This window comes from Leucogemmata humicola, from assembly GCF_055379415.1.
In genome coordinates this window covers 5,208,618-5,224,690 of sequence record NZ_AP040875.1, presented here as the reverse complement: position 1 = coordinate 5,224,690, position 16,073 = coordinate 5,208,618, and the positions used below count along the sequence as shown (strand labels likewise).

Genomic DNA, 16,073 nt, shown 5'->3' with positions numbered 1-16,073 from the left:
TGCGTTCTGCGCTCGAAGAAGGTACCCGCTGGCCATCGGCCGGGCTAGCGCGTAGATATGGCCACCGCTCTTGAATCGGAGATTCCATGCGCGACGCCATCGCTCAACTCCTTGATGACCTTCGCGACGGGAAAACGTCCCGCCGGCAGTTCCTCCAAATGCTGGCCGCAGCGGTTGCAGTGCCGGCCGTTTCACGCGCGCAGGGCACGCCGGCACCGCCGCTTGCTCTTCCGTTCGAGCCAACTGGGTGGACCACCGTTTGGCTCGACCATCTGTCGTATCAGTGCGTTGACTACAAGAAGGCCGCAGCGTTCTACGCAACACTGATGGGTTGGAAGGTTCGCAGCGACGACGGCAAACAGTGTGTGCTCGACATCGGCGAGAATTCGGGCAGCATCATCATCCGCGGCGGGCTCGCGGTACCACCACCGGCGGCAATTACAGACGCGGGGCTTGGCGTGAGTCGTCCGCCCGTGCAGGCAGTGTTCGACGGGTTCGCCTGGGGCATCACTCCATAGGACACGGATAAGGTGAAGGCCGAGCTCGAGGCGCGAGGACTCAATCCCGTCGCCGACCATGTAGGCTCGGACTACAAGAGCTTTCGCGTGAAGGATCCCGACGGTTTTGATCTCGCGATCACGAATGGCACGAAGGCGCTTCGCCGAAAGACGCCCGCGAACGGCAAGCTGCCTGCACCGGCGCCCTTTGAGCCAACAGGTTGGAACACGCTCTATGTCGATCACCTCTCATTCGAGGTGCCCGACTTTCGCCGCAGCTCTGCCTTCTATCAGGCGCTCCTCGGCTGGGAGGTACGCGCGGGCGGCGGCGGTGGTGGTCAGGCCACGGTGCAGATTGGAACTGTCGCTGGCGCGATCATCCGCGGGAATGCAGCCGCGCGTGCGGCCGCCGCTCGCGGCAGAGGCGGCGATTCGGCCAACGCGGTCGTCGCGCCGCAGGCGGCTCCAGCGAAGCCGTCGACCGGAGTTACAGCAGCAATCGGTCATATCAGTTTTGGAATCGAGAACTGGAATACCGAACGCGTGCGCGACGAGCTGAAGAAGCGCGATGTCGTGTACGTCAATCGCGACGGTCAGCGCGAGCCGCGGCCGGACATGGTCGGAACGCTCGAGAGCTTTCACGTCCCGGATGCGATGGGTTGGGATCTGCAGATCGGCAACAAGATCGCGCCTGGCCGCTGATGGTTGCTCGCGGCGCGCTGATCGCGAGTCTCCTGTTCTCCGCCGCGCCCGCGTGGTCGGTAGCCCACGCGCAGCGCGGCTTTTCGGCGGCCTGTCGCTTTAGCTGGGACGCGCAGAACTACTTTGTATCGCCGTTCTATCGTGGGAATCCTGGGTACGACGGTCGCGTGACGTTTGCGCGCATCAAGTACAAGGGCGCGTACGAGTGCGGCGGCGAAGGTCCGGGGTGGTCGCACGACTATCCGCGCACCGACGTGCACTTCATGCGCATCATGCGCGAGATCACGTCGATCCGGCCGTTCGTCGAACGCGGGCCGATCATTGGCAGTGCCATCGTTCGACTCGACGAGCCTGAGCTGTTCGACTACCCGATCGCCTATCTTTCCGAGCCGGGCGGCTGGACGATGAGTGACGCCGAGTTGCGTGGCCTCAAGCGATACATCGATCGCGGTGGTTTCATCATCTTCGACGATATCGAAGGCGATCCGAATCCTGACTACCGCAACCTGCTGGCGCAGTGGAATCGCGCCTTCCCGGGGTCGAAGCCGATACGCCTCGCCAACGACCATCCGATCTTCAACTGCTTCTTCAGCATCGATCTGTCCAAGATCCCGAGCAAGATGCGTCGGGTTCCAGCCGAGTATCTTGCAATCTTCGAGGACAACGATCCGAAGAAGCGCATGGTCGCAATCATCGACAACTACGCCGATATCGGTGAGTTCATCGAATTCTCCGACGAAGGATTCAACGTGGTTCCCGCGACCGAAGCGTACAAGCTCTGGGTCAACTATTTCGTCTACGCGTTGACGCATTGAGCCGCGGCCACACCGCGAAATGACAGACCTCCGCGACCAGTTGCAGGCGTCGCTCGGCGACACGTACGCAATCGAGCAGGAGCTCGGCGGCGGCGGGATGTCGCGCGTGTTCGTGGCCGAGGAGAAGTCGCTCGGCCGGCGTGTCGTGGTGAAGGTGCTTCCGGCTGAACTGTCTGGCAGCGTCTCGATCGCGCGCTTTCGACGAGAAATTTCGCTGGCGGCGCGACTTCAGCATCCTCATATCGTACCGCTCCTCTCCGCGGGCGAGCTCGACGGACTTCCGTTCTACACCATGCCGTTCGTCGACGGGGAGTCGTTACGGACGCGCCTTTCGCACGGTGAGCTGCCGATCGCCGAGGCGGTTTCAATTTTGCGCGACGTCGCGAAGGCTCTCGCGTTCGCGCATAGCAAAGGCGTCGCGCATCGCGATATCAAGCCTGACAACGTGCTTCTCGCCGGAACGTCCGCGGTGATAACGGATTTCGGTGTTGCCAAGGCGCTTAGCGATGCTGCCGTCGGCGGACCGCTGACGTCGATTGGCGTTGCTCTTGGAACGCCGGCGTACATGGCGCCGGAGCAAGCGGCAGCCGACCCGTCGACTGATTTTCGAGCGGACATCTATGCGTTCGGCGCCACGGCGTACGAGATGCTGGCTGGACACGCGCCCTTTGCTGGGCGCAACGTGCAGGGAATGCTGGCGGCGCATGCGACCGAGGTTCCGACGTCGATCGCGACACTTCGTGCGGCAACGCCCGCTCCGTTGGCCGATCTCGTGATGCGTTGCCTCGAAAAGCGTCCGGGCGATCGGCCGCAGAGTGTCGACGAAATCGCCCGCGCGCTCGACTCGATCGCAATGTCAGGCGGTGCGCTCGGTTCGGTCGGTGCGCTTCCAATCGCGACGCGAGCGTCTCGTCAGCCGCGCTCTCGCGCGCTGGTCGTTGGCGGCATCATCGCGATGCTCGTCGCGGCTGCTGTTGGGTTCGGGCTGTGGCGACGTTCACGCGCAAACGACTCGACGAGCGAGATTCGTTCGATTGCGGTGTTGCCGTTCGAGAACACGAGTGGCGATACCACGTTCGACTATCTCGAGGACGGCATCACCGATCACGTGCGCGATGCCTTGAACGCGATTCCGGGTCTCACCGTGAAGGCGCGCAGTTCATCGCGGCAGGTGAAGGGCCGCGGTGCGCGCGAGATTGGAGCGAAGCTCGGCGTCGGCGTCGTGCTTCAAGGCAGCGTGAGCCGGTCGAGTACGCGCCTTCATGTGACTGCCGAGCTTGTGCGAACAGCGGACGACGTTGCGCTCTGGAGCAGCACGGTCGACGGTCAACCGAACGAGCTGGCGGGAATTCAGGATACCATCGTCCGCGCGATCACGGGCAAGCTTCACCTGGCCGCACTCGACCCGCAGTCGAGCAACCGCGTTGCGAACGGTGCCCGTGGCACCGCCGACATCGACGCCTATTACAGCTTTCTGCAGGGTCGATACGCGTTCGACCGCAATGATTTTGGACGAGCGATCGACCTGTTTCGCCAGGCGATTGCGCGCGATCCGCGTTTCGCGCGCGCTCACGGCTACCTCGCCATGGCATATGCGAACACTCCAACGCTCGGCTTGGCATTTCCGGATTCGATGAACGCCTTGGCTCGCGCGAGTGCGGCGCGAGCACTCGCGATCGATTCGGCAGTAGCTGAGGCGTACACGGCAGAGTCGTTCGCGCTGGTGGGCGAGATGCGATTGGCCGAGGCGGTCAAGCCGCTCGAGCGAGCAGTCGCCATCGACTCAACCAACGCCGACGTTCTGTCGGCGTATGGTGCGCTGCTCGATCAGGTTGGACGCACAAAAGAGGGGCTTCTCCAGGCGCGACGCGCGCGCGAGCGGGATCCTCTGTCCGGGACTGCGGTCGCCCTTCTCTCGTATGCGCTGGCCGTTTCGCGCGAGCTCGACGCCGCAATCGCGACGAACAAAGCTGCGATGGATCTCGACCCCAACAATGTGATCATGCATCAGGCGCGTGCGTTCATGCTCGCATTCAACGGGATGCCGGATAGTGCAGTCGCGACGTTCGAGAAGGCGTTCAAACTGAATCCGAACCTGTTTGGCGGGCGAAGCAATCTGGTTTTCGGCTACGCAGCTGCTGGGCGATGGGACGATGCCGCGCGTCAGCGCGTGTTGATCGAACGCGAGGCTCGGGGCAATTCGCCGAACTACACGCGCATGGTCGTGGCGCTCGCCTATGGCGACTACGCCGCCGCAATGACTGCGCTAGAGCGTGGAGTCGTCGCACGCGATCCGTTGCTTGGGATCATCAGTATTCCCTGTGATCCGCTACTCGATCCGCTCAAGTCCAATCCGCGATTCGGCGTGCTCATGCAGCGACTTGGTGCTCGGACGTGTCCGGCCGCAGGGAAATGGCCCATCGCTCCGCCCCCGCGGAAATAGCAACGAGCTCGGCGCGACGATAGCTGCACCGAGTGGGAACGCATGGCTCCGGCTCCGTCCTGACGACACGTACTATTCGTTCATGGGACGTCAGGCCGCGATCGTGCTGGGGAGCGTTGCCATTGCGACGCTCTGCACATCGATGCTTGCGCCGTTCATCTCGCACGCGGCTTTTCTGTTCTTTTATTCCGCGATAGCGCTATCGACGGCGCTCGTTGGAGCGCGGGCCGGTACAGCGGCGGCGATTCTCAGCGCGTTGATGATCGAGCTTGTCGCCAATCCGCGCTTTTCCGCGTCCGGTCCGCAATATCCTTCCGACGCACTCTCGCTCGCGCTGTTTTTCGTGGTGTCGGGGCTCATCGTCACACTTGGCGCGTCGGCGCGCGGCATCCGCCTCCGCGCTCAGGTGGCCACCCAGGACCTCGAGCACGCGAACGTCGAGCTTGCAACGGCGCTGGAACAGGCGAATCGGTCGCGCCGAGAAGCAATGGAGCAGACCGAACGACTTCAACTGCTCGATCGGTCGAGCAGTATCCTCGCGTCGTCGCTCGACTACGCGACGACACTGGCTGCCACCGCTCGCCTCGCCGTGCCGGCATTCGCTGACTGGTGCAGCGTCGACCTGCTCGTCGACGGCGAGATCAAGCAACTCGCGTCGAAGCACATCGATACGCTGGGGCTGCAGCACATGAGTGAAGTGAGAGCGCAGCACGCGCTCGACGTGACGGCGAATACGGGCATCGCGAAGGTGATTCGTACTGGCGAAGCGCAGTTCACGCCAAGGATGACCGACGAATACCTCGCGGCGCAGGCACGCAGTCCGAAACACCTCGAGGCATTACGTGCGGTCGGCATTCGTTCGTCGATCATCGTCCCGATGATTGCGCGCGGGCAGATCATCGGCGCACTGACACTCGTCAGTACGAATGCTGACCGCGTATTCGACGATGGTTTACTCGCATTGGCGGGCGACATTGCGCGGCGCGCGGCGGTCGCGATCGACAACGCACAGCTCTATCAGAACGCCATCGTGGCGAACGAATCGAAGGCGAACTTCCTCGCGACCATGAGCCACGAGCTCCGAACGCCGCTCACGGCGATCATCGGCTACGACGAACTGCTGGCCGATGGAATTTCTGGCGAAGTGAACGCGGAACAGCGAAAGCAGCTCGACCGCATCATGGTGAGTGCGCGACAGCTGCTGTCGCTGATCGAGGAAATTCTGTTGTACGCGCGCGTCGACGCGGGGCAAGAAACCGTGAACCTCGCGCCGGTGCATGCCAAGCAGGTGGTCGAAGACGCGTTGCTCGTCGTCGCGCCGCTCGCGCAGACGCGAAAGCTCGAGTTGATCACGGAGCCGATCGCCGCGTCGCTCACCCTCCGAACCGATGGCGCCAAGCTTCGGCAGATGATCGTCAATCTTCTCGCGAACGCCGTGAAGTTCACGAAGCAAGGGACGATCACCGTGCGCGCGTTTGCTCGCGACGACGACGTCGTCTTCGAGGTTCAGGACACGGGTATCGGCATTGCGACCCAGGACCTCGAACGCATCTTCGAGCCGTTTTGGCAAGTCGAACAGAGCAAGACGCGTACGGCCGGCGGCAGCGGCCTCGGTCTCAGCACGACGCGCCAGCTCGCGCGGACGCTCGGCGGCGACGTACTTGTCGAGAGCGAGTACGGAATCGGCAGCACCTTTCGCATTGTCCTACCCAAAACAGGTGAATAGCCGCGCTGCCTAGCGCGAGGCGTCGGCGATCAACCGCCCGGGCGCCATGCGGATCTCGGTCCACTCGACGCGCCCTTTGCGGATTGCGTCTCGCACACGTCGTTCGCGTGTCGTGAGCGTTGCACCGCCGGTCTTGACCTCGACGAACACGATGCGTCGGAGGTCGCCCTCGTCCAACCCGTCGAATACCACGAAGTCAACCGGCTTACCGAGGAACTGAGCGTCTTTGGGGTTGAACTCGAATTCGGGAAGGTAGGGCACGAGCTGCTCGTAGATCTGGCCGCGTGTGACCGCCTTACTCTGTTCGATTGCCGTCCGGCGGACCTGTTGCGTGTACCGCGGCTTAACAGTCGCGACCCACAGCAGAGCTACGATCGCACCGATCGCCACGCCGATGGCGAGCGCGAGCAAGGTATTCATCATGGTGTGTCTCCCTAGCGCGCGATGGCGGACAATCGCAAGATTTCCATCAACCCACTCCTCCCTCTCCCAGCTATGACGCCAAAGCACAAGATAGATCACGCCGCGCGCCGGTCTCCGAAAAAGATGCGTGTCGTCCAGGCGGTGGGCATTGCCGTCGCCGTGATCGGCGTCGTGTCTGCGCGGGCCCCCAAATCGCTCTCAGCGCGCACCGCTGACCCGACGTTCGCCGAGGACGTCGCGCCAATTCTCTACAAGAATTGCACGACCTGCCACCATCAGGGTGGAATGGGTCCGTTCTCGCTCATCGAGTACGATAGCGCAAAGGCGAATGTCGACGAGATGCGAGACGCCGTCGCGACGGGTCAGATGCCGCCCTGGCACGCCGAGGGCGCACACGGTGTCTTTCGAAACGACCGACGACTGTCTGATACTGACAAGCAGACGATCCTTCGTTGGATCGACGCCGGCGCAAAGCCGGGCGACCTAAAGAATTTGCCACCAAAGCCGGACTATCCGGCGAGCTGGTCGATCGGTACGCCGGACGCAATTGTATCGATGCCTCAGGACTTCACGATTCCGGCATCGGGCACCGTTGAATATCAGTATTTCGAAGTGCCGGCGAATTTCACGGAAGACAAGTGGATCCAGGCGATGGAGATCATGCCTGGCGCGCGCGAAGTCGTGCACCACGTGCTTGTCTACGCGAAGGTTCCGCCGAGTGCGACGCCGGCTCCGGCGCAGCAAGCGACTCCTGGTGCTGCTCCCGCTGCAGCTCCCGCCCAGAATCCGCTCGCACTCCTCGTTCGCAATCGCACGCAGGGACTTCCTCCGGAGCCGCCGCGTCTCGACTCGATCCACGCTCCGCCGCGTCAGCTCGGCACGTTGATCGGCACTGAAGTTCCGGGCACGAACGTCATCGAATTCCCCAAGGGCACCGCTCTACAGCTGCGTGCTGGTACCGTGCTGACGTTCCAGATGCACTACACGGCGCACGGTCATGAGATGAAGGATCGCACGAAGGTGGGTTTCCGTTTTGCGAAGCAGGCCCCCGATGAACAGATCTATGCGTCGCAGTTTGTGAACGGCATGTTCACTCTGCCCGCGGGATCGAAGGACGTGTCCGTTCCCGCCGAAATTGGGACGCGTGCAACGATTCGTATCTGGGGGCTGATGCCGCACACACATTTGCGCGGCACGCGCTGGCAGTACAAGCTCGAGAAGGCCGATGGCACGTCGGAAGTGATTCTCGATGTTCCGCACTACGATTTCAATTGGCAGACATACTACATGTTCGACAAGCCGCTCGAACTCCCTGCGGGCGCGAAGATCACGTCGACGGCGTGGTACGACAATTCGGCATCGAACAAGAGCAATCCAGATCCGACGAAAGACGTGAAGTGGGGAGACCAGACGTGGGAAGAAATGCAGTACACAGGGATGTTGTTCAGCGTCAAGAAGAATTGAGGCGGCGCGAACTGAATTGACGGCGCAACGGCCGGTGCGTTGTTCGGCCGGTGCGCCGTTCAGTCGGTGCGCCTTCTCGGCGATTTGCGCTTTTTCTCTAATCAACCTTATGCGCATTCTCATCGCTTTTTCGCTCTTTGCCGCCAGCACCGCCGCCGCGCAAACACCTTATCGCGCCCTCTTCATTGGCAATAGTTATATCTACGTCAATGATCTCCCGGCCGTCATCGGCGACCTCGCGACTGCCGCACACGCACCCCGCCGCTTCGATCCATACGTCGTTCTCGTCGGTGGTTCTACGCTCGAAGCGCATATCGGTCGCAAGATCGCCCTCGACGAAATTGCACGCGGCAATTGGGACGCGGTCGTCATTCAAGACCAGAGCACACGCCCCATCACCGACCCGCAAGCAACATTGCGCGACGTAAAAATCTTCGCGGAGGCAGCGAAGAAAGTCGGCGCCAAACTGGTTCTCTACGAAACGTGGGCTCGCGAGATCGCACCCGAGACGCAGGATTCCCTGACCCACGTCTATCACGCCGCGGCCAACTCAGTGGGAGCGACCGTCGCTCACGTCGGCGAGGCGTGGCGTGCATTTCGTACGCAAGAAGGCGCGATTCCGAGCGGAAGTCACTCGGCGCTCTTCCGTGCCGACGGCAGTCACCCGACGCCAGTGGGCACGTACCTCGCCGCAAGCGTGATGTATTCGACGCTCTACGGAAAGAGCCCCGTCGGTCTTGCCGGCACTACGCGCGAGACGATGACGCAACCGCCAGTCGGCCCGGCGCCCGATGCGCCGCGCGAAACAGTCGCGCCCGCGGTCGCCAAGACGATACAAGAACTCGCATGGAAGGCCGCGCGGCCGTAAGTCGCTAGCGTCGAGCTGACGACGATCGCGATTTGGGGGCGACGAGTCGCCAGAATTGACGCTCGTCGATCATCGTGACCTTGTGGCCCTGCGCCGCAAGACGACGTACCTCGATCAACTTCGAGCCGCCATCTTTTCCAGCAATTTGCTGTGCGTTCGGACGGCCGCGAATCAGCACGTCGGTCGACTGCCCCGGTTTCGACTGGACGATCGCGCCCGCCTTTTTCGCGGCAGCTTTGGCTTCCACTCGCGGACGTTCGAGAAAGCCCGTGAACGACACACGCTTTCCGGCCAATGATTTCACGCGACCCAGACGCGGCTCCTTCGGCCGCTGGCGCAGCGCCGCAATCAATTCACTCGCCGCCTCGTATCGTTTTCCGCGCGATCCGAGACATCGATGGATGACTTCCTTGAGATGATCGCTACACGGCAGCCCGCGCACATCTTTGCTGTGCATCGGCTTCGTGATGTCGCCCCGAAGGAGCATCGCCGCCAGCAAGCCGATCTGGAAAATGTCGTCGCGCTTCTGCCAGCGACGGACCTTGCCCCACGCGATCTCGTTCGGTACGTGAAACAGGTTGAACGCATCCGCTGTGACGCCGCGTCGGCTGAGTTGATGCGTTGCGATGCCAAAGTCGCCAAGCTTCAGTTGCTCGCCTTCGCACACAAAGACATTGAATGGCGTGAGATCGCGATGAAGCGCGTGCCCGCTATGGAGTGCGTCGAGTGCGCCAAGGATCGCCGCGAGCTCTCGTCGGACGAAGCGCTCGGGCTGTGCGCCTTTTTGTTCGAGCCACGCACCCAGGTCGCCAAACTCCGCGTACTCCATCACGAGGCAGTAGCGCATCTCCCCGCCCTCGGCTTCGGCGAAGCGATCGAAAACGCGAAGCGCGCGCCCCTGCCGAGCGAGTAGCTCGGCGAAGTAGGCCTCGCGGAGCCAACCCGAAATCCGATCGCTGATCTTCAGGCACACTCGGCCCGGAAGGGCTGGGCCGGAGATCGCCGTCGCCAGATAGACCTCGCCAAACCCTCCCTTTCCGATGAGCCGGTCGAGGGAATAGGTCCGGCCAGACTCGGAGCTGTATGCAACCGATGCCGTCGATGCTACGGCGTGCCGTGTGTGAGTCGACATACGAAATCGCCTGAAAAAAGCCCCGGGCTTGCCCCGCCGACGATTCAATAGAACGCCGAGATGTGGGCGGCGCCACTGACCGATTAGAAAGTGCTCAAATTCGGACCCAAACCAAGCCGTCAGAAACCTACCGCCCCGCCGGTCCGTAGACAGTCGAGTCGTCCCACCCACCCCAAAGAGCTGATGCGAACACGGATCCCTCCGGTCGCCATACTCCTCGCCGGTCTCATACTCGCCGCCTGCCACCCCGGGAACGAAGAGGCCAAACGCCTCCGTCGATCCTGCGACGCCGGCGAATCCACCGCCTGCGACCAGCTCGCGATCAAGGTCGAAAAGGGCGAATACGTCCTCCGCGACGAGCCGCACGCCGCGGTACTCTACCAGCGGGCATGCGACGCGCGTGTCGGCGACGGTTGCGCCAGGCTCGGCGTCATGTATCAACGCGGAACTGGCGTCAAACGAGACTCCACTCGCGCACCGGCGCTGTTCCGACAAGGGTGTGAACACGGCGCGATGGACGGCTGCGCGCGTCTCGGCGTGCTCTATCGCCAGGGCGCCGGAATGACGCGCGACATCGCCCACGCCGCAGCGCTATTCAAACAGTCCTGCGACGGCGCCAACATGTTGGGCTGTTCGAATCTCGGCGCGCTCTACGCGTCGGGCGAATCCGTTCCGCAAGACTTCGCTCGCGCTACCGACCTATTCAAACGCTCGTGCGATGCCAAGATCGCGCTCGGATGCCTTGGACTCGGCCGACTCACTGCCGCGGGAAATGGCGTGCCGCGCGACGACTCCACTGCGGCCGACCTATTCAAACGCGCCTGCGATGACGAAGAAGCTGGCGGTTGTTTCTCGCTCGCTGTCGCCTACGAATCTGCTTCGGGTGTGAAGCAAAACTTTCAGCGCGCTGCCGAACTGCATCGAATGGCATGCATGTCGGGCTACGGCGAAGCGTGCTTCAGACTCGCTGAACTCTACGAGAAAGGTGCCGGGGTCCGCCGCGACGCCGAGCGAGCGACGGCAATGATGCGCCGCGCCTGCGACAACGGCTACGCCGCGGCGTGCGCCGCCAAACCAAAGGCATCATGACGACGCTACTCGCAGCCGAGCACCTGACGAAGGAATACAAGAACGTCCTGGCTCTCGACGACGTGAGCTTCACCATCTCTGACGGCATCACCGGCATCCTCGGCGAGAACGGCGCAGGGAAGAGCACCGCGATCAAGATCTTTCTCGGCCTGATTCGCCCAACGTCCGGCGCGGCGACCGCACTCGGCGAGAATGCATCGGAGAGCATCAACGTGCGTGCACGGCTCGGCTACATGCCGGAGCACGACTGTCTGCCGAGCCAGGTGAGTGCCGCCGAGTTTCTGACGCATATGGCTGAAGCGAATGGCCTTCCGCCGTCGACTGCGCGTACACGCGCTGCGGACACGCTGCGGCACACCGGCTTGTTCGAGGAACGCTATCGTGCGATCGGCGGCTACTCGACGGGCATGAAGCAACGCGTCAAGCTCGCGCAGGCCTTGGTGCACGATCCCGCGTTCGTTTTTCTCGACGAACCAACCGCCGGGCTCGACCCAATGGGTCGTGAGGAAATGCTGAACCTCGTTCGAAAGACCCACCGCGAGTTCGGCATCAGCGTGCTGCTCTCGTCGCACCTCATGGCGGACGTTGAACGCACCTGCGATCGGATCATCGTGCTCCAGGGCGGTCACGTGGTACACGCCGGTGAGGTCGGACAGTTCACGCGGGAGACGGAAACCGTCTTCATCGAAGTCGACACGAACCGTGAAGCGCTCGTGACCGCTCTCCACCGGCGCGGCGTCGTCGTCGCCGCCGAGGGAACGGGACTCACCATCGAAGGCCCGGACGAATCGGTGTACGATCACATCCGCGACGCTCTCGTCGAAGCGAATGCGCCTTTACGCCGCATGGCCCCGCGCCGCCGCGCACTCGCGGAGCTCTTCGAGCGTGCCGAAGGTGGAGCATCATGACAATCGGAATCGCAGAGCAGCCGGAGACACGCGTCGAGCACAGCGGCACCGTCTTCGACATTGGATATCAGAGTTATAAAGGGCGCAGAGAGGGACGAAGCCGCTCGCGTCGTGCGGTCTTCAAGGACGGCGTACGGATCGCGCTTGGCATGGGTCGCGGCGGGCGCGCCAAGATTCTTCCATGGTTCTTTATCAGCCTGTTGTCGGCCATTGGTCTCGTCATGGCGATGATCGCTGGAGCGGCAGAGCGGCTCGGCGGACCCGGTGCCGCGCAGAAGATGAATCTGCCGTCGCATTCCGACTTCTACGGAATCGCGTCGATCATCCTGTTCGTGTTCGCGGCCGTCGTCGCACCAGAATTGTTGTGTCGTGACAAACGTGAAGGTGTGATCAATCTGTATCTCGTTCGGCCGCTCACCGGAACGGACTACGTCGCTGCCCGCTGGGCGGCGTTTTTCGTCGTTGTTCTCACGGCTGCGTGGCTTCCGCAAGTGATCCTGTTCATCGGGTTGTCCATGGGTGACCCGCTGCCAATGGTGTATCTGCAGAACCACTGGCTCGATGTGCCGCGCTTTCTCGCGGCCGGTCTCGCTCTGGCCGCGTACATCACGACACTCGCATTGCTTGCCGCGTCGTACACCTCGCGTCGCGCATACGCTGCTGTGTTTCTCGTTGGACTGTTCGTGATCACGACGCCGTTCACTGTCGGACTCGCACACGAGATCGGTGGATCTGGCGGCATGTGGATCTCGATGTTCAACCTGACGAATATCCCGATACACGTGAACGACATCATCTTCGGTCAAACGAGCGGAGTCACGAGGGACGCGCCGGCGCGCGAGTTGGGATCGGCGGTTCTCGTGAGTTGGTATTTCGTGTGGCTTCTCGTCCCGGCCGGCGTCCTCTGGTCGCGCTATCGGAGATTGACGCCATGATCCGCACCATCGACCCCGTGATTCGCGTCGACGGCGTTTCTCGCTGGTTCGGCAGCGTCGTTGCTGTGAGCGACGTGACTTTCGACGTGATGCCTGGCATCACAGGCCTGCTTGGTCCCAACGGCGCTGGCAAGACCACGCTGCTCCGCATGATGACAGGACTCGCCGCCACATCGAATGGAACGGTGACCGTCTTCGGCGAACCTGTGCGCGACAATCCGCCGCTGTACAAGCGACTCGGCGTGATGTCTGAGCACGAGACAGTCTACGGCTTCATGAAGGGCCGTGAGTTCGTGCGAATGATGGGCCGCTTGCGGGGCGTCCAGAATCTCGAGAAGGCGATCGACAAGGCCGTCAACCTCGTCGATCTCGCCGACGCGCAGCATCGTCCCATGGACACATACTCGCGCGGCATGCGTCAGCGTATGCGTCTCGCTGCCACACTCGTCCATGAACCTGACATTTTGATTCTCGACGAGCCGTTGAACGGTGCCGACCCACGCCAGCGCGTGCATTTCAAGCACCTGCTGCAGAAGCTTGCTGCCGAAGGAAAGACGATCGTGCTGTCGTCGCACATTCTCGAGGAAGTGGAGGAGTTGGCGGACACCGTGCTCCTCATCGTGAACGGCAAGCTCGCGGCGTCCGGCGGATTCCGCGCCATTCGCGCTGCGCTCAATCAACGCCCCTATCACGTGCGAGTCATCTGCGATTCTCCGCGCGCGCTCGCTGCCGCGGTGTGCAGACTTCCGTCGGTCGATGCTGTGAACTTCGATCCGGACGGTGCGCTCGTTGTGCTGAGCCGAAACGTGACCGACCTCCAGATCGAGTTGCCGAGGCTCGCGCAGGCTGCGTCGATTCGCCTGCGCAGAGTCGAGCCGCTCGACGATTCGCTCGAAAGTGTGTTCGGCTACTTGGTGGAGGGCTGACGAGATGCTTGCCGTCTATCAACTCACGCTTCGTCAGTTATCTGGCCGCTGGCGTCTGCTCATCATGGTCGTGCTTGCGTCGATGCCTGTCGTCATCTCGACATTGATGTTGCGCTCGAAGCATGCGGCGTCGGTGACGCAATTCGAAACGGCCGTCCTGAGCGCGATGCTCGCTGGCTCGATCGCCCCGCTCGTTGTGCTCGCGATCGCTGCCGCCGCGTTCGCCAACGAGACAGAGGATCGCACGCTCGCGAATCTGACGCTGTCGCCGATTCCGCGATGGCAGATTGTGGTGCCGAAGCTGTTGGCGTCGATCACGATCGCCGGGCCGCTCATCGCGATCAGTGCTCTTGCCACGAGCTACATCGCGTTCCTCGGCGACATGCGGGCGATGTTGGCCGTCACAACCGCGGTGATTGTCGGCGTCGCCCTGTACGCGTCAGCGTTCGTGTGGCTCGGTCTCGTCACGACGCAGGCGATCGGCGTCGGCCTGCTCTACATCGTGCTCTGGGAGGGATTCTTCTCGGGGTATGTGGCAGGAGTGCGGCTGCTGAGTATCCGGCATTATGCGATTGCGCTGATGCACGGGCTCGATGAGCGACGCTTCGCAGTAGGCAATCATCTCAGCTTGCCCACTGCTATCGCGATTTCGGCGCTCGTGTTTTCGGGCTTCCTATTTCTCTCGGTCAGACGACTGCGCCAGATGGACGTGCCGTAGCGCTAGCGCGAAAAGACAGTTCCATGTGGCGCCGCACGACCCGTGAATCCATGCGGCCATGTCTTGCCCGACAAGTCTATTCCTGGGCCGACCGCTCCTGCGTCACGGAAGCGCTCGTCCATCGTGAGCGCTCCGTTCGACGGATTGAAATTCACGATGAACAATCGATTCGACTTGGCATCGCCTGCCGAGTTGAGAACGATACGCCGGCCGGTTGGATCGATGGCGATCCAGTGAGGCTTTTCGTCGCTGCCGAAGGTGATCATCGAGACTTCGCGCGGCTGTGCGGGATCGCTGATGTCGAGCGCGACGAGCGAATGCGCCTCGGGAACGGTCTGCAGCCAGTAGTGCCCCGTGAGAATCGGTACGCCGCAGTCCTTGCCAGCGAAGGTGTGGACGAGATTCGTCTTCGCCACGCCGTCGACGTCGCGCAGCAGATACAAGCCGCAGTTGAACGTGTGGATGTACACACTACGTCCGTCGGGAAGCAGTCGCGGCTCTCCGCTGTAGCGATTCTCGTTGCCGCGTGGGCCGGGGGCGAGGGCGAATGACTTCAGCAGCTTCAAGTCCGACAGTCGCCAGAGCTGCACCCATTCCGACGTCGCCACCGTGTCGGCCATGTCCATGTCGGTCGTCGTCGACACCGCGCGATCGATCGCCGGAATCGGGAGGACGCTATACGGATAAATACGCGTGTCGCGAATCGCGGAATCGTGCGCGCTCGCGCTTCGAAGCAGGTGGCCACGCTCGTCCATTTCCACCAAGCCGCCGGTCGTATGTACTCCGCTGCCCATCATTCCGCTGTGCGCACCCTGCTGCATGGGTGTAGCGCCGTCCGCCGCGTACTGGAACGTGGCGAGCACATTCCCGTTGACGAGACGCACGTATGTATGCGGGTGGCTGTAGCCAGCGAGATCGCCGAACGACGACAGCATTCGCGGTTGCAGCGGGTGGGAAAGATCGAATAACCACGTGCGTCCAGCGCCAAATCCGTTGGCGAGCAGGTGGCCGTCGACAGGCATCTCCGCTTCCGTGTGGTGCGGATGCGTTCCAGCGACGCCCGTGGGCACCGAGGCGACGACCGAGCCATAGTGCGCCGATGTTGGTGTGGCGTCGATGACGGCGATGAAGTCGCTGGCCTTCTGAGCGGAGTCACCTGCCCAGACGAAGAGATAAGAATCAGCGCGATCGGTGTGGCAAGCAGGGGCGGAAGCGAGGGCGAATAGAAAAGTCGCGCCACGCAGGAAGGTCGACACTTGAAAACGCATGAAGAAATGGTGGAGATGAGATTGGTGATTGGCAAGTTGGGGAAGGGGAGGAATGGGGCACTGCCTGAAACAGCGCGACGGCCGAAGAGCGCGACGGCCGAACGACGCGACGGCCGAACAACGCACCGGCCGAACAACGCGACGGCCGAACAACGCGAC

At 62.4% G+C, this 16,073-nt stretch carries 15 protein-coding genes; 12 read left to right on the top strand and 3 right to left on the bottom strand.

Annotated features, from left to right (window positions below):
- The first annotated feature begins 86 nt into the window (after positions 1–86).
- The 5 genes from AC6H4Z_RS22490 (at position 87) to AC6H4Z_RS22470 (ending at position 6,183) form a co-directional block, all read left to right on the top strand.
- The gene (locus AC6H4Z_RS22490) at positions 87–518 is read left to right on the top strand and encodes a twin-arginine translocation signal domain-containing protein (protein WP_497544211.1); all 432 of its coding nucleotides are present in this window, start codon (positions 87–89) and stop codon (positions 516–518) included.
- Between the two features lie 12 nt (positions 519–530).
- Positions 531–1,199, top strand: a complete 669-nt coding sequence (locus AC6H4Z_RS22485) for a VOC family protein (RefSeq protein WP_497544210.1) — start codon at positions 531–533, stop codon at positions 1,197–1,199.
- Positions 1,199–2,014 carry a DUF4159 domain-containing protein gene (locus AC6H4Z_RS22480; protein ID WP_497544209.1) on the top strand — a complete coding sequence of 272 codons (816 nt, stop codon included), beginning with the start codon at positions 1,199–1,201 and terminating at the stop codon, positions 2,012–2,014. The genes AC6H4Z_RS22485 and AC6H4Z_RS22480 overlap by 1 nt, the downstream gene beginning before the upstream one ends.
- 19 nt (positions 2,015–2,033) lie before the next feature.
- Positions 2,034–4,457, top strand: coding sequence for a protein kinase domain-containing protein (locus AC6H4Z_RS22475; RefSeq protein WP_497544208.1), 2,424 nt, complete (start codon positions 2,034–2,036; stop codon positions 4,455–4,457).
- 82 nt (positions 4,458–4,539) lie between these two features.
- Complete coding sequence (locus AC6H4Z_RS22470; RefSeq protein WP_497544207.1) at positions 4,540–6,183, top strand: ATP-binding protein; 1,644 nt, start codon at positions 4,540–4,542, stop codon at positions 6,181–6,183.
- A 9-nt stretch (positions 6,184–6,192) separates the two neighbouring features.
- Here AC6H4Z_RS22470 and AC6H4Z_RS22465 read toward each other — a convergent pair whose 3' ends face one another.
- The gene (locus AC6H4Z_RS22465) at positions 6,193–6,606 is read right to left on the bottom strand and encodes a Holliday junction resolvase-like protein (protein ID WP_497544206.1); all 414 of its coding nucleotides are present in this window, start codon (positions 6,604–6,606) and stop codon (positions 6,193–6,195) included.
- A 72-nt stretch (positions 6,607–6,678) separates the two neighbouring features.
- Here AC6H4Z_RS22465 and AC6H4Z_RS22460 point away from each other — a divergent pair, with 72 nt between their 5' ends.
- Entirely contained in the window at positions 6,679–8,070 is a 1,392-nt protein-coding gene (locus tag AC6H4Z_RS22460) for a monooxygenase (RefSeq protein ID WP_497544205.1), read from the top strand.
- A 109-nt stretch (positions 8,071–8,179) separates the two neighbouring features.
- Positions 8,180–8,938, top strand: a complete 759-nt coding sequence (locus tag AC6H4Z_RS22455; RefSeq protein WP_497544204.1) for an SGNH/GDSL hydrolase family protein — start codon at positions 8,180–8,182, stop codon at positions 8,936–8,938.
- 4 nt (positions 8,939–8,942) lie between these two features.
- On the opposite strand, the gene AC6H4Z_RS22450 is transcribed toward AC6H4Z_RS22455, so the two are convergent.
- A complete protein-coding gene (locus AC6H4Z_RS22450; protein ID WP_497544203.1) occupies positions 8,943–10,070 on the bottom strand; it encodes a protein kinase domain-containing protein in 1,128 nt (375 codons plus the stop codon).
- Between the two features lie 183 nt (positions 10,071–10,253).
- Here AC6H4Z_RS22450 and AC6H4Z_RS22445 point away from each other — a divergent pair, with 183 nt between their 5' ends.
- Genes AC6H4Z_RS22445 through AC6H4Z_RS22425 form a run of 5 tightly spaced genes read left to right on the top strand, consistent with a single transcriptional unit; the run spans position 10,254 to position 14,646 of the window.
- Positions 10,254–11,159, top strand: a complete 906-nt coding sequence (locus tag AC6H4Z_RS22445; protein WP_497544202.1) for a tetratricopeptide repeat protein — start codon at positions 10,254–10,256, stop codon at positions 11,157–11,159.
- Positions 11,156–12,067, top strand: a complete 912-nt coding sequence (locus AC6H4Z_RS22440) for an ABC transporter ATP-binding protein (protein WP_497544201.1) — start codon at positions 11,156–11,158, stop codon at positions 12,065–12,067. The genes AC6H4Z_RS22445 and AC6H4Z_RS22440 overlap by 4 nt, the downstream gene beginning before the upstream one ends.
- The gene (locus tag AC6H4Z_RS22435) at positions 12,064–13,002 is read left to right on the top strand and encodes a hypothetical protein (RefSeq protein WP_497544200.1); all 939 of its coding nucleotides are present in this window, start codon (positions 12,064–12,066) and stop codon (positions 13,000–13,002) included. The genes AC6H4Z_RS22440 and AC6H4Z_RS22435 overlap by 4 nt, the downstream gene beginning before the upstream one ends.
- Entirely contained in the window at positions 12,999–13,928 is a 930-nt protein-coding gene (locus tag AC6H4Z_RS22430) for an ABC transporter ATP-binding protein (protein WP_497544199.1), read from the top strand. The genes AC6H4Z_RS22435 and AC6H4Z_RS22430 overlap by 4 nt, the downstream gene beginning before the upstream one ends.
- A gap of 4 nt (positions 13,929–13,932) precedes the next feature.
- Positions 13,933–14,646, top strand: coding sequence for an ABC transporter permease (locus tag AC6H4Z_RS22425; protein WP_497544198.1), 714 nt, complete (start codon positions 13,933–13,935; stop codon positions 14,644–14,646).
- Between the two features lie 2 nt (positions 14,647–14,648).
- Here the strand turns inward: AC6H4Z_RS22425 and AC6H4Z_RS22420 are convergent, their stop codons facing one another.
- Positions 14,649–15,914 (bottom strand): hypothetical protein, encoded by a 1,266-nt coding sequence (locus AC6H4Z_RS22420; RefSeq protein ID WP_497544197.1) that lies wholly within the window; start codon positions 15,912–15,914, stop codon positions 14,649–14,651.
- Positions 15,915–16,073 lie beyond the last annotated feature (159 nt).

What these genes read in the sequence shown, in the direction of transcription:
- AC6H4Z_RS22490 (WP_497544211.1), top strand. Translation starts at nt 87, where the DNA reads ATGCGCGACGCCATCGCTCAACTCCTTGATGACCTTCGCGACGGGAAA.
- AC6H4Z_RS22480 (WP_497544209.1), top strand. Translation starts at nt 1,199, where the DNA reads ATGGTTGCTCGCGGCGCGCTGATCGCGAGTCTCCTGTTCTCCGCCGCG.
- AC6H4Z_RS22475 (WP_497544208.1), top strand. Translation starts at nt 2,034, where the DNA reads ATGACAGACCTCCGCGACCAGTTGCAGGCGTCGCTCGGCGACACGTAC.
- AC6H4Z_RS22470 (WP_497544207.1), top strand. Translation starts at nt 4,540, where the DNA reads ATGGGACGTCAGGCCGCGATCGTGCTGGGGAGCGTTGCCATTGCGACG.
- AC6H4Z_RS22465 (WP_497544206.1), bottom strand. Translation starts at nt 6,606, where the DNA reads ATGATGAATACCTTGCTCGCGCTCGCCATCGGCGTGGCGATCGGTGCG.
- AC6H4Z_RS22460 (WP_497544205.1), top strand. Translation starts at nt 6,679, where the DNA reads ATGACGCCAAAGCACAAGATAGATCACGCCGCGCGCCGGTCTCCGAAA.
- AC6H4Z_RS22455 (WP_497544204.1), top strand. Translation starts at nt 8,180, where the DNA reads ATGCGCATTCTCATCGCTTTTTCGCTCTTTGCCGCCAGCACCGCCGCC.
- AC6H4Z_RS22450 (WP_497544203.1), bottom strand. Translation starts at nt 10,070, where the DNA reads ATGTCGACTCACACACGGCACGCCGTAGCATCGACGGCATCGGTTGCA.
- AC6H4Z_RS22445 (WP_497544202.1), top strand. Translation starts at nt 10,254, where the DNA reads ATGCGAACACGGATCCCTCCGGTCGCCATACTCCTCGCCGGTCTCATA.
- AC6H4Z_RS22440 (WP_497544201.1), top strand. Translation starts at nt 11,156, where the DNA reads ATGACGACGCTACTCGCAGCCGAGCACCTGACGAAGGAATACAAGAAC.
- AC6H4Z_RS22435 (WP_497544200.1), top strand. Translation starts at nt 12,064, where the DNA reads ATGACAATCGGAATCGCAGAGCAGCCGGAGACACGCGTCGAGCACAGC.
- AC6H4Z_RS22430 (WP_497544199.1), top strand. Translation starts at nt 12,999, where the DNA reads ATGATCCGCACCATCGACCCCGTGATTCGCGTCGACGGCGTTTCTCGC.
- AC6H4Z_RS22425 (WP_497544198.1), top strand. Translation starts at nt 13,933, where the DNA reads ATGCTTGCCGTCTATCAACTCACGCTTCGTCAGTTATCTGGCCGCTGG.
- AC6H4Z_RS22420 (WP_497544197.1), bottom strand. Translation starts at nt 15,914, where the DNA reads ATGCGTTTTCAAGTGTCGACCTTCCTGCGTGGCGCGACTTTTCTATTC.